Source organism: Halioxenophilus sp. WMMB6, from assembly GCF_033283405.1.
GTDB lineage: Bacteria > Pseudomonadota > Gammaproteobacteria > Pseudomonadales > Cellvibrionaceae > Halioxenophilus.
Window position 1 is genome coordinate 1,022,255 of the sequence record NZ_JAWMQR010000001.1, and the last position, 12,855, is coordinate 1,035,109.

Sequence of the window (12,855 nt, forward strand, 5' to 3'; positions counted from 1 at the left end):
GAACTAGAAATGAGATCGGATTTCAACAACTTTGTCTCAAAATACCCAACGAATGTTTATTCTGAAAAATGAATGTTTTATTGGACAACTCTTTTCTATGGTTCTGAATCAGTGAGCCAAGCTTAACAATAAACTTTACTAGAAGTAATGCCAAAATCAGATCTAACATCACCGCGGCTAGCAGTCAAATCGACTCACTAATTTAGAATATAATGTTACGCTGGAATAAAGTTTACATGCAAGGACGATAAACCACGGATAAAGAAACTTGCATCATATTCGACCTGGCGCTCGCTCTCCAAGCCATGGTGCTCAGCCGAATACTCGATACGCAATGTTTGCGCTAAAAACTCTTCCAAGATCATCCTAATTTCTGCACGTGCAAGTGGAGCCCCAGCACATGCATGAGCGCCTCTACTGAAGGATAAATGCTCTTGCGCTCGCTTGCGTCCCATTTGAAAATCGTGAGGATTTTCCCAGCGTTTAGGGTCACGATTAGCTGCAGCCAGAGCCACTACAATTCGTTTTCCGGCAGGAACTTCCACATCACCAATTTTGGTATTTCTGCGGGCAAGTCTAAATGTTGCTTTGGTTGGCCCCTCAAGCCGAAGAACCTCTTCAATAAATGCTGGGATCAGCGTCGGATCACTACGCAACTGTGATTGAAGTTCTTGATTTTCAACCAGGAAACGCATGGAGGTACTAAGTAACTTTGCACTGGTGTCTTGTCCCGCTCCGAATATGGTACCCGCTAAAGTGACCAAATCCTTCAATTCCGGTAGATTACCGTCAGGGTAAGTAATCGTGGCCAACTTAGTTAACACATCATCTTTGGGAGTATTGCGACGGTCTATAATGTATTCGGCAAAAAACCTTGCCATATACTCTAGCGGGCCGGTAAATTCCTCAGTATTGGAGTTTTCCGTCATGCTACCTGGCCGGGGAGCCGAGTCAATGACCGCGCGAAACTTCGCCCGATCTTCTGTCGGCACGCCCAGCAAATCGGCAACAACCATTGTCACAAAGGGGGTAGAAATTTCATTTACCATCTCTCCATGGCCTTTCTCTACAGCTTGCTTAACCACTTCTGCAGCATATTCTTTGATGAATGCCTCATTAGCTTTTAGTCGGCTCGGCGTAAATAATGGATTCATTAAAGAGCGCAATTCACTGTGTCTCATTCCATCCTGGTTAACCAACAGATCACCGTGAGGCATTTCGCTTTTATGCGCCTCCATTTGCTCAGATATGTCGTCACCTTCAGGTGTAAAAGGCAGCGGATAGCCCGCCCCAACACTGGAATTGTAAGACGAAAAGTCTTTGTGGTTTCTCAAAACCTCTATACATTCATCGTAACCAGTAACCATTAGGGCATCTGGTGATTTCATTTCTACAACAGGACCAATTTTCAGCATGTCGCTAAAGTATTGGTAAGGTTCACGACAGATCGAAATATCAGTAAAGAAATTTCTTTTTTCGGGGGACAATGCATTCATTTTATTCTCTCTATATACTGAATTATTTTGACGAACATTTATTCATCTTCTGCAATTGTTACATGCATACCGTTGTGTTCTGGTGTTAATCTAATCTGACAAGATAGGCGTGAGTTAGCTTTCCGGTGCGGCACGCCTTCAAGTAAAAGATCTTCATCTTCGCTCATCACCGGCAAGCTATCCAAAAAATCATCACCAATGTAAACATGACACGTTGCGCATGAGCAGACCCCTCCACAAAGTGCTGCAAGTTCATCTACGCCTCCATCACAAATCGTTTGCATTAATGACATAGAGGGAGTAAATGGAAGAACCGTATTTTCCCCCTCTCTGGTTGTTACAATAATTTCAGCCATTTCTTAATATTCCGACGATCATTTTGTGTATGTTGGCCAAGCCCGGACACATTATCCGAACCTATAGAGGCTGCTTTCTGTTAAAACGCTTGGACCAACTTCAGTATGTTATCAGGCAACTCTGCAAGCCTCCGCCTCAGACGGTTGCTTTATTTAATAGGTTCAATGCCGGCTGTTTTAGTTCGTACCAGCAGTCGGCCACAGTCTGGGTCGTAAGGCATAGCCCGATGCATGGTACCTGTATTATCCCAAATAACAGTATCGCCTAGAGACCACTCGTGAGTGTAATGAAACAGCTCACTGGTCGCATGTTCTCGCAACCCATGAAGAATCAAGGCGCTTTCCATTGGCTCTTTGCCGACGACTCTAGCTGCTGTGTTACCGAGCACGAGTGATTTACGGCCAGACTTATGCGTCCAAACTAAAGGAAGTTCTACCTCACCTTTTGTCATGTAATCCTCAAGCTCTTGCCTAGTAGGTTCAGGAGTGTGATACAAAAGAGTGTTCCACATTGAATGAATCACACGCAGGTCTTCAATCTCGCGTTTAGTTGCGTCGGGTAATGCTTCGTATGCTGCGTAAGTGTTACAAAATTCGGTATTACCACCCCATGTTGGTAATACTTTGCTACTTAAGACTGCCGCACCGATTGGTTCTTTGTTCATCGTGCCATCGATATGCCAGAATAGAGATCCCTTCAGATAATCACGATTGGAATTCTTCTCTTTATCCAAAGAGATATTGTATAGTTGCTGTCCCGCCAAATCAGGCATAAAAGTACCCAATAGATGGGTAAACTTTAGTTGTTCTTGGTCGTTGAAGTTGATTTGAGGAAGGACTAGCACCCCACGTTGAGCCAGTAATTCTTGTAGCTCTTCTGCGAAGTCCCCGCCAAGTATCTCCTCTTTTGTGTTTAGGACACGGGCACCTATATTTTTAGAAATGTTAGTAGACTTCAGCGCTACCTTCTGTGTTGCTAATATGCTCATGACTGCTCTCCTGACCGATAGTTATAAGTATACTTTTCGCCGACTTTTAATATTTGAGCTAATGAATATGGATGCTACCACTCGCCCCAAAACGCTCAATTGACCCACATCAACTTTTCCCGACCACATGGTCGCATTATTGGACCACCCGGTAGGTACTGGAGTAGATACAACAGGGACGGCCAAATCGATTTAAAGGACCAGCTATGGTGGCGAGCCAGGAGCACTCATTAGAATAAACTAATGGAGGAAATATCTTGAGCGATGCTCAGTTTACTTAGTCAACGAACAAAAGAAGATCCAGCTTTTGATGCGCTAGCACCAGTCATCCGAGTTACCTGGACCTAAGGAGCAAGCTCGATCCGCTTGCCAGTCGTTCGTCATAATGTTAGCGTATTCATGCACTAGCAATACACAAACAATGTATAACAATAACAGATCATCCATTTATGAAATTGCTCGGCTCTTTTTCCCTCTACACGGGTTGGAAAAACCTAATCGGATCGTTTATCTGTGCAGCGCTTACAGTCGGTTTTACTACCTATATTTTTGGGCTGTTTGCCGTTCCCTTTACCGAAGAGTTCAACCTCAACCGAGCCAACTACAACGCCGGCATGATTGTCTTCATGTTGGGAATGATCGGAATGTCACCCATAGTCGGTCCGATGCTAGATCGGCGTTCTGCCCGATGGCTTCTTACTCTGGGCGGTGTGTGCTTTGGCCTCAGCCTGATGGCTATTTCCCGATTGACTGACCCCAAATGGATGCTGGTGATCATAGCGTTGCCTCTGTCCTTTGCCTTTGCCACTTGCGGCATGATCTGCGCCAACACCGTTACGGTTAGATTCTTCTTAAGGCGACGTGGTCGAGCGCTTGGAATTTTAGCCCTGAGCACATCAGTCGGCGGGTTTGTCGCTCAGCCAGCCACTGCCCTATTGATAGAGTGGTTAGGTTGGCGCAACGCCCTATTCTCCATTGGCTTAGTATCCGCTCTGACAATCGTCGCTTTTGGTTTACTGCTCTTGCGCGACCGCCCAAGTGAGGGCGAATCGGGCGTTACCGAGGAGTTTAGTCACTCAAATACTAGCGATCCGACGGCATCTAACAGTGAACCAAATAGCGAGCGAGCTTGGCGCAAAACGGAACTGTTGTGCAATCGCAACTTTTGGTTAACAGCAATTTGTGTCGGTATGTTATTTGGTATCGACCAAGCCGTTTTGGTCTCCCAAGTACCCTACTTCCAAGATATTGGGTTCAACCTAACAACAGCAGCACTACTGGTATCCGTTAAAACTATTTCCGCCATAATCGGAAAATTAGCAATCGGCTACTTTGCTGATCGAGTAGATTTACGCTGGTTATTCACCTACGTAGCGGGTTGTAATGCATTGTTGATGACTATCTATATTTTACAACCGAACCTTTGGGTGTTACTGGTTGCTGTTGCGATGCTAGGTGTTGCTGTTGGCGGCGTGTTCCCGGTATGGACGACCATTATGGCCTGGCTATTTGGTGCCAAAAGCTATGGTACCGTGATGGGCTTTATGTCCATAGTTACTCAACCTTTCGCCATAATTACACTGCATTTCGTTGGCAACTCCTACGATAAAACCGGCAGTTATTTCACTGCGTTTTCTACATTTGTTGGTCTGGCCCTGCTAGCCATTGCCTTGATCTGGTTGTTGCGACCTGAACATAGGCCACCTAAAAATGAGCCGGGGAGAATTAAAAGTCCGATAAATTTAAATTCAACCACTAGTAAAGCCTGAGAAACTTTTCCTCTACAACGGAAAACAATAATGTCAAATGCTATAGCCTCCCCTCCTCTACGCGTAGTTCAGTGGGCCACAGGTACCGTAGGCCTTTTTACTCTGCGCGCTATTATTGACCACCCTCAATTGCAATTAGTGGGCGGAAAAGTCTATTCAGACAACAAGGTTGGCCGCGACTTAGGAGAGTTGTGTGGTTACCCTAAAATTGGCGAAAGGGCCACTAAGGAGATTGCCAGTATCGTAGCGCTAAAACCCGACTGCGTGGTTTATGTACCCGAAGCTACAGATTTTGATGACGTTTGCATGCTGTTAGAAAACGGCATAAATATTGTCACCACAAGGGTAGAATTTTTTAACCCGACCATGATGGATCCTCTAGTACGCGCCCGCGTAGAAGCCGCCTGCTCGCGAGGCCAGGCCTCCATTCATGCCACAGGCTCCAGCCCTGGATTTATCACAGAAGCTCTACCATTTGTGCTAACAACGCTCTGCCGTCGCTTAGACTTACTAACTATTGATGAGTTTGCCAATTGCCTTGCCGGCTGTTCTGAAGAGATGCTCACTGAATTAATGGGCTTTGGTGATACACCTGAGCAGTTTGCAAAGCGCCACTGCCCCGAACATATAGTTTTTGAATATTCCTTGGGTCATTTTGCCGAAGCCATAGGTTTGCCGGTGGATAATTTTGAAACAGTTGTCGAGCCTGCCTTTTGTCGTCAGCCCATAGAACTGCACAAATCAACTATTGCTGCTGGAACGGTGGGTGCACAGCGAGTGGCAATAACAGGCTACCGATTAGGAAAACCATTAGTTGTGTTTCGCTCCAATTGGTTTGTTACCAAAGATGTCGAGCCAACTTGGGCACTGGAAGACGACGGCTGGCGAGTAACCATAGACGGCGATACACCAATGCGCATGACCATTGAGCTACCCATGCCTCAAGAAGACGGAGTCCGAGCTTCCGCTCGCTATACGGCACACAGGCCTGTCAACGCAATTCCTAGCGTTTGCGCTGCCCCACCTGGAATTATCGCCACCGCTGAACTAAGCCCAGTGATCTCCGCTTTAGGCAACGGCAAAACACCTCGCTCACTAAATCTTTAGAAGAATTAATGAAAGTTGCAGCGATTCCTTTCAAGATTATCGCTGTAACTCTCAGCATTGCTACTCAGCGGCGTCACTAAAAGCCTAGATCTTTGATCTTCCCATCAAAATTACCACCTAACTGCTGAATTGCTTTTGCTAACTTATCCGGTTCTACCTTCGCCAAATAACCGTCAATAATTCGTTGGTAGTTGCTAATTAACCCCTCAATATCCTTAGCCAAACGCATATATTCGAAACCCTCTGCATGCAGGCCTTTCTGTTGATGCGGTATATTTGAGAAATCCTGCTGGGGTACCTCGGGGAAATCTTTGCTGTCGTAGGGCAGAATGGAGGGTTCTTGCGGTGGTTCTGGCTCCTCACCTTCAGGGAAATTGGTCAAAGACCATATTTCAAACAAACACTTTTCCGGCCCTAAGGGCCGCACCCGATAGGATGACATACTGGTGAAGAACGGGAGCAGAAAGAAGTGTGGAAATATAAATTCCACTGCCTCCAATGGATGGGAGACAGCAACACTATTCAGATCTGGAACAGGCTCACCCTTCGCCTGTAGCTGTTTGGTGATCTGATCTTGAACCATGCCAAACCACATCATCACCCCCTCGTTCGGGTCTTCGGGCAACTCCACATCCAGCAATTGACGAGCAATTTCGACCTCTTTGCTATGCACCATACCGGCCATGCCTCTTCCCAAACGTTCCATATGCGCAAATTGAGCATCGACATTCTGCTTGGTGCTTTTTTGTGTATCGATTGCATCGCCTAAGCCCGCGTAGCGTGCGTTATAAAGCGAAGGCGCGGCATGCTGTAGCTGTGGATGGGTACGCATCACATGGTAACCCTCTTGGAACGCCTCCATAGCAACCTTCCAGTTGGCCGGCAACTCTGCTGCAAACCACCACTCGGCGCGGAGATTATCAATACCATGCGCCTCCAAGCGATCAGCGAGCTCGCCTAAACATTCGCGAAGTGAAGGCGCATTATCATCGAGATTGATAAACGCACATCCACCAAACTCCTCTACACGACAAGGATGGAGTGCAAGGTCTTTGGGGTCTAGCAAAGCCTCATCAAACAGGTGCTTGCCATAAACAAAGGTATTTTCGCCTTTTGTATTCCAGCGCCAGCCGTGAAACGAACAGGTGAACCCCCTCTGACCACAGTTGCCGTGACTCTCCTGGGTAAGGGGTACTCCTCGATGGCGACAAGCGTTATGGAAGGATTTGACGCCTTCTTCTGAGCGTACAACAATAATCGATTTATCCAATATTCTATATTCGACCCAGTCACCTATATTTGGAATCAATTCAAGGCGGCATGCCATTTGCCATACGTGCGGCCAGAGTTCTTCACACTCTTTGCTATAAAAACCCTCATCGTAATATCGTTTCGCAGGAATTTTGGCCGGATCAGTTATTTTGAATGGCACATCTGAAGCCATACTAGTGTTATCTGTTTTTGCATTCACGAGAAAACTCCCCCTATTTGCGAGCTTTATTGTTATTTATTTAGTTGCTACTAAGTCTGCAGGCTACCTTTACAATATAAATCTCTATGGTTTTACAAACTAGATAGCCTCATAAATATTACCGATTACGGTGTTGAGAAATTGCGAGCGTTTTTTACAAGCGAGTCGATGTATTTGTTTTCGGTATGGGAAACAACGACTATATTTTCACCCTGGGAATTGACATTAATCAGCATTCTTGACACATGCTACCATTATGACGAACAATACCACCATAGAGGCTATAGAGTCTATAATTCACGTAAATCTACAGTCGATAAATATCGAGACAGGCTAAACTTATACTCTGCTATCTACGCATTTGGCTGTCCACGGAGTTAGCGACCCACTACACTAGGAATCTAAGTATGACGACTAACAATAACTACGATTACGTCATTATTGGAGGCGGGTCCGCCGGCTGCGTAGTTGCAGCTCGTTTAGCTGAGGAGCAGCAAGGTACTATCTTACTATTAGAAGCAGGCCAAAACGCACAACAGAATCCAGAAATAACAACCACGGACGGCTTTAAATATACCTTCTCCAATGAAAACACCATGTGGGACAGAGACGCAGCCAAGCCAACTGGCACCAGTAAAAAGCCAGCCTACTGTGGCACGGGAACTGGATTAGGTGGATCGGGCTCAGTTAATGGGATGGTCTACACGCGTGGCGATGTGGGTGATTTTTCACAATGGCCAGAGGGCTGGAGGTGGCCGGATATTAAACCGTTTTTTGAATCCTTGGAAAATCGACTGGGCATTCAATATCGTGAGCCTACAAACTTTACCGAAGCCTGCATCAATTCGGCATTGAAGCTTGGATTCGAACATAAAAACAGCTTAAACGACGGAAATTTAAGAGGATATATTGGTTACAATGACATGAACTTTCGCGGACAAGAGCGTCGCAGTTCGTATATGTCTTTTATTCACGGGCGAGAATCAGAGCTTCCAGATCTAACCGTCAAAACTGAGGTAAAAGTCCAGCGCATAGTCTTCGACGAAAACAAGACAGCTACTGCGGTAGAGGTGACGGATAGTGGTACGCTACAGACCATCACAGCTAATAAAGAAGTCATTCTCTGTGCCGGTGCCTTAGAAACACCTAAATTACTTATGCTGTCGGGTATTGGGCCCCGTGAAGAGCTAGAGAAATTCTCCATTCCAGCGGTGGAGTACATAGAAAGTATTGGTAAAAATCTACAAGATCACCCTAATGTCTGCATTTTCTATAAAACCAATAAGCCTATCGATTTTTTTTACCCTCAGCTTTATGGTTTTGATCGAATAAATCGAAATACCAGTTTACCCGAAGGGCAAGCGGATGTTTGCTACACCTTTTTTTCTGTGCCCTCTGTCATTCAGGAAACCATGAAGAAAATGGTGCCAAAAATGATTCTCCCCAAAAGACTACACAATATACGACCCATCCGTTTCGGAGTGAGGGGTCTCGTTAATATTTTGTTTCGACTGCCTCCTCTACAGAAGTTTATTGCCAACATCTACGGCATCATTGTCATCTTAGGAAAACCGGAATCTCGTGGCGTAGTAAAATTAAAATCAAACAATCCAGATGATCAAGCCTATATTGACGTAGCCTACTACGAGGATCCTACAGACAGAGAAACCATGCTTAAGGCCGTGGAACTGGCCCATAAAATGTCAGAACAAACACCTCTGCGATTAGACTGGGGATCCACACTGTTATCAAAAGCTGTCGCCAGTAACGATTTAGAAAAAATTAATCGCTGGCTAGACAATGCCACCATGACAACTTTTCATTTTAGCGGCACTTGCTCGATGGGACCAGAAGCGGATAAACCTGTTGCGACAGACCTCAAGCTGAAGGGTTTTACTAATGTACGGATAGCAGATGCGTCTGTAATCCCCACAGTCCCGGTTTCGGCAACTAACGCACCAAGCATGTTGATAGGTTATCGTGCGGCTGAATTTATCAAGCAGGAATCTTTAGCTAGAACTTCCCTAGCAGTTAACTAAGAAAAGGAATATGTAGCCTACACTAACTACAAAGTTATCATCAAGTTGCATTTGGCAATTGCCTTCAACTTAGCAGTTTCGTTGAAGGCTTTTTTTTGCCTAAAGGAATCACTGAATAACTGTTTCTTGAGATCAGGAATCGACGCTTTTCGACTCTTACTACGTAACCGCCAAACCAACCAGGCCCTACCGCTGACGTTAATCATGAACTCCCCTCCGAGCAAATCATATTCGGAGTAGTATCATGTCTCGACTCACTCGCGAACAATGGCAATCCCTGATTACGCAGTACGAATCGAGCCGCCTTACCCAGACTGAGTTTTGCAAACAGCACAACCTCAATCTGAAGTACTTTATCCTAAAGCGCAGTAAGCATCTGCCGCACACCAATACGGCCACGCCCTTTATTCAATCTACCCGGGTAACCTCAAGTCAACCCAGCAGTGAGATAGAACTCCAAGTCGGAGCCATTAAACTCAAACTCTCGGATCAGTACCATCGGCGTACCTAATTAATTTGATTCGAGCCTTGGCATGATTGATTGGCACAGTGACATTCCGATATATCTACACAAAGCCCCGGTTGACTTCCGCAAGTCGATTAAGGGCTTATCCGTCATTGTCGCTGAGTCAATGCAGCTACCCATTACTTAGCCTAGTCTGTTCCTGTTTTGCAATAAATCTCGGCGACAGCTTAAGGTGTTGTACTGGGACACAACGGGCTTTGCACTCTGGCAGAAGCGCCTAGAGCGCGATAAGTTTAAATGGCCCAAAGATCCGCACTTTGATGTCGTTACCTTAAATCACGAACAGTGATACTGACTACTGCGCGGCTTAAATATCACTAAAATTAATCCTCATTCACTAATTTACTATCGAGATGTAGTTTAGGTTTTAGTAAACTCGGTGCCATGACTGATGTGGCAGACCTAGAAAAATAAGTATCCCTTTTACGCGAACAAACCTCTAAATAACGTGTTAAAAACTCTTTATTGCAAGAGAAAATAGATCTGCTGCTCTCTCAGAAATACGCTGCTTCATCTGAGAAGATATCGGTTGACCAACTAGGCTTATTTAATAAAGCTGAAGAGCTTAAAAATGAAGTCGAACCTGAAGTTGTCGCCGAAACCACCACGGTAAAAAGTCACGAACGACAATCTGGCCCGCGCTTCAGCATCCCTGCTGAATTACTCCGTGAAGAGATCATTCACGACCTACCTGAGTCTGAAAAACTCTGTCCCAAAGACGGTACTGTTCTGGAAGTTATTGGCAGCGAAGATCACGAACAGCTCGATATTATTCCAGCACAAATCAAAGTGCTTGTGCATTGCCGTTTAAAATACGCTTGTCCTTATTGTGAGCAACATAGTGTAACAGTGGCCAAGCCCAAGCAGCCCATCGAGAAAAGCATCGCCAGCCTGCGGTTACTTGCCTATATCGACGTGCAAAAATACGCCGATACCTTACCACTGTATCGCCAAAACGAAATGTTTAAGCACATTGGCATCGCATTAGATCGAACCAATCTAGTCAACTGGATAGTAAAGTGTAGTGAGTTAGTTCAACCACTGATCAATCTACTCACTGAGCACAGCCAACAACAACCGCTGATCCACACGGATGAAACCACACTGTAAGTGCTCGATGAGCCTGGCAAATCGGCAGCAAGCAAAAACTACTCATGGTTAATGGCCACCCTCATTATGCAGCCAGCAGTGGTATGCCACTACCGAGACAACCAGTCCCCATAGAACTGCTGACTAAGCAAGTCGATGCAATCATGGTGGACCGCTACGAGTGGTATCAAAAAGCGTGCGGTACCTATCAAATCCAACGGTTAGGTTTCTGGGCGCATGCCCGTCGCAAGTTCGTCGACTCGCAAAAAATCCAGAAAAATACCGGTAAGGCCGATCAGGCTTTAGCATTTATCCAAAAGCTTGACGCCAATGAAAAACGCATCAAAGGCCAGCCGCCTGGTGAACGTTATCGAATCCGCCAGAAAGAAGCGGCGGCAATTATCGAGAAGCTCAAGGCTTAGAATGATAAAGGACTCAACACCGTATTGCCGGCGACAGCTCTGGGTAAAGCGTCAACGTTTTTAAATAACCAGTGGGATTGCTTGGTTGGCCATCTGGAAAACGGTAATTATCCTATCAATAATAATCCTGCGGAGCCGGCTATCCGCCCCTTTACAATCGGAAGGGAAAACTGGTTGTTTAGCAAAAGCCAAGCAGCAGCCAAAACCAGTGTAAACTTATACAGCCTCATTGAAACGACTAAAGCTAATAATCCCAATGTGTACGAGTACTTTAGATTTATTTTTAAAGAGCTGCCCAACGCGCAAAGCGTTAAGGATATTGAAGCTTTGCTACCTTGGAAGGTAGCGCTTGGCTAGGGCGCGGTTCGATCCTCGCTTACCTTACTACACATAGAAATGCAAAAGGAGCCACCGAGTTATTCAGTGGCTCCTACAGATTGAAAGTTAATGAAAATTTATGACGCAGGCAATTCGTTTTTGACAGCTCTAGCTTTTAACTTATCGAAGTCCTGCTCAAAGCGCGGACGAACTGTACCGAACACTCGATCCCAAATAGTCGTATACGCCCCATAATTACAGGTAAAGTACTGATGGTGCTGATCGTGAAACATCGGAGTAATAAACCAATTCGTCAAACGACTTTTGTACCACCAACGAGGCAAAAACTCGTAACCACAGTGGACATACAATCCCATCAAAGTTGCAAAGGGAATAATAAACATAGCTGTTGTTTCATGGACAGTAAATACGGTCATAAATAACGGAACGATAAAACCTTCAGCGATGCCCTCTATTGGAGTCATTGAAGAAGAACTTAATGGATTAGGGCTAGTGGAAAAATGATGAGTCTTATGGATCCATTTATAGAGAGGCTCTTTGTGTATCAGCCAATGTATGCCATAGAAGTATAGATCAAATATAAAGAAATAGAGTGCAAATTCAATAACAACCACATACCAAGCAGCAGGCTCAGGGTTCGAAATTAACCATCCCTTGTCAACCATAAGAGCGCCAAACTGCGTCAGCACAAATCCTGTAATACCAATATTAATGGCTGACCACATAATTTCGTGCCTGAAGGTTACCGATCGGTATTTCCGCTTTTGTATTTTGATAGTTTTTACTTGGCTAAAAATACGAGATAGCGCTACAAAGCTAGTCCATACAATGAATACACCAATCCAGGTGCTCAGTATATTGTTACCCGTATCTAGAAAGACCGAATATAAAATGTCCAACATCGCGAATACTCCAATTATTCTATTTTTCTTCTATTGATAATAAATAGCCAGACTCTTATAAACAAAACGCGTCAATACACGCTTAATACTAGGAAAGCTCTGAACAAGTCATCCATGACTTAGTCAGATAACGAATACTAAAATACTGATCTTTAGTTTTCTCACAAAATCAACGACTTAAAATAGTCGACGTTTTTGATACATGCCTGTGCCAGCGGAACCTCTGACTTAATCAGAGGTTTCCTAGAATCATTCTGCAATTGCTGCATAGGACTTTGCCCTAGTCACTCTAGGGGCGTGCCCAACCAGACGTTGTTCGTCATCATGGTAGCAAAGTTACCAACATCCAC

The 12,855-nt window shown here is 45.0% G+C and carries 11 protein-coding genes and 2 pseudogenes; 8 read left to right on the forward strand and 5 right to left on the reverse strand.

The window, feature by feature from the left end; all coding sequences use genetic code 11:
- Positions 1 to 215: 215 nt before the first annotated feature.
- The 3 genes from SBL51_RS04375 to SBL51_RS04385 all read right to left on the reverse strand — a co-directional run bounded on the left by SBL51_RS04375 (position 216) and on the right by SBL51_RS04385 (position 2,841).
- The gene (locus SBL51_RS04375; protein WP_317929469.1) at positions 216 to 1,496 is read right to left on the reverse strand and encodes a cytochrome P450; all 1,281 of its coding nucleotides are present in this window, start codon (positions 1,494 to 1,496) and stop codon (positions 216 to 218) included.
- 38 nt (positions 1,497 to 1,534) lie between these two features.
- Positions 1,535 to 1,852: a 2Fe-2S iron-sulfur cluster-binding protein gene (locus SBL51_RS04380; protein ID WP_317929470.1), complete on the reverse strand. Its 318-nt coding sequence runs from the start codon at positions 1,850 to 1,852 to the stop codon at positions 1,535 to 1,537.
- Between the two features lie 149 nt (positions 1,853 to 2,001).
- On the reverse strand, positions 2,002 to 2,841 hold the full coding sequence (locus SBL51_RS04385; protein WP_317929472.1) for a TauD/TfdA family dioxygenase: 840 nt from the start codon (positions 2,839 to 2,841) through the stop codon (positions 2,002 to 2,004).
- A gap of 449 nt (positions 2,842 to 3,290) precedes the next feature.
- Between SBL51_RS04385 and SBL51_RS04390 the strand changes: the two genes are divergently transcribed.
- Positions 3,291 to 4,610: an MFS transporter gene (locus SBL51_RS04390; protein WP_317929474.1), complete on the forward strand. Its 1,320-nt coding sequence runs from the start codon at positions 3,291 to 3,293 to the stop codon at positions 4,608 to 4,610.
- A 30-nt stretch (positions 4,611 to 4,640) separates the two neighbouring features.
- Complete coding sequence (locus tag SBL51_RS04395; RefSeq protein WP_317929475.1) at positions 4,641 to 5,717, forward strand: hypothetical protein; 1,077 nt, start codon at positions 4,641 to 4,643, stop codon at positions 5,715 to 5,717.
- Positions 5,718 to 5,793: 76 nt separating this feature from the next.
- Here SBL51_RS04395 and SBL51_RS04400 read toward each other — a convergent pair whose 3' ends face one another.
- Positions 5,794 to 7,188 carry an aromatic ring-hydroxylating dioxygenase subunit alpha gene (locus SBL51_RS04400; RefSeq protein WP_317929476.1) on the reverse strand — a complete coding sequence of 465 codons (1,395 nt, stop codon included), beginning with the start codon at positions 7,186 to 7,188 and terminating at the stop codon, positions 5,794 to 5,796.
- 407 nt (positions 7,189 to 7,595) lie between these two features.
- Here SBL51_RS04400 and SBL51_RS04405 point away from each other — a divergent pair, with 407 nt between their 5' ends.
- The 6 genes and pseudogenes from SBL51_RS04405 (at position 7,596) to SBL51_RS04425 (ending at position 11,621) form a co-directional block, all read left to right on the forward strand.
- The gene (locus tag SBL51_RS04405; RefSeq protein ID WP_317929478.1) at positions 7,596 to 9,227 is read left to right on the forward strand and encodes a GMC family oxidoreductase; all 1,632 of its coding nucleotides are present in this window, start codon (positions 7,596 to 7,598) and stop codon (positions 9,225 to 9,227) included.
- A gap of 244 nt (positions 9,228 to 9,471) precedes the next feature.
- Positions 9,472 to 9,738 carry an IS66 family insertion sequence element accessory protein TnpA gene (tnpA, locus tag SBL51_RS04410; protein ID WP_317929479.1) on the forward strand — a complete coding sequence of 89 codons (267 nt, stop codon included), beginning with the start codon at positions 9,472 to 9,474 and terminating at the stop codon, positions 9,736 to 9,738.
- A 22-nt stretch (positions 9,739 to 9,760) separates the two neighbouring features.
- A pseudogene (tnpB, locus tag SBL51_RS23260) lies at positions 9,761 to 10,042 on the forward strand (IS66 family insertion sequence element accessory protein TnpB).
- A gap of 176 nt (positions 10,043 to 10,218) precedes the next feature.
- A complete protein-coding gene (locus tag SBL51_RS04415; protein WP_317929480.1) occupies positions 10,219 to 10,863 on the forward strand; it encodes an IS66 family transposase in 645 nt (214 codons plus the stop codon).
- 83 nt (positions 10,864 to 10,946) lie between these two features.
- Positions 10,947 to 11,456, forward strand: a pseudogene (locus SBL51_RS04420) (IS66 family transposase); the annotation flags it as partial.
- On the forward strand, positions 11,439 to 11,621 hold the full coding sequence (locus SBL51_RS04425) for a transposase domain-containing protein (RefSeq protein ID WP_317929938.1): 183 nt from the start codon (positions 11,439 to 11,441) through the stop codon (positions 11,619 to 11,621). The pseudogene SBL51_RS04420 and the gene SBL51_RS04425, both read left to right, overlap by 18 nt.
- A 98-nt stretch (positions 11,622 to 11,719) precedes the next feature.
- Here the strand turns inward: SBL51_RS04425 and SBL51_RS04430 are convergent, their stop codons facing one another.
- Positions 11,720 to 12,505 (reverse strand): sterol desaturase family protein, encoded by a 786-nt coding sequence (locus SBL51_RS04430; RefSeq protein WP_317929481.1) that lies wholly within the window; start codon positions 12,503 to 12,505, stop codon positions 11,720 to 11,722.
- Positions 12,506 to 12,855: the final 350 nt, after the last annotated feature.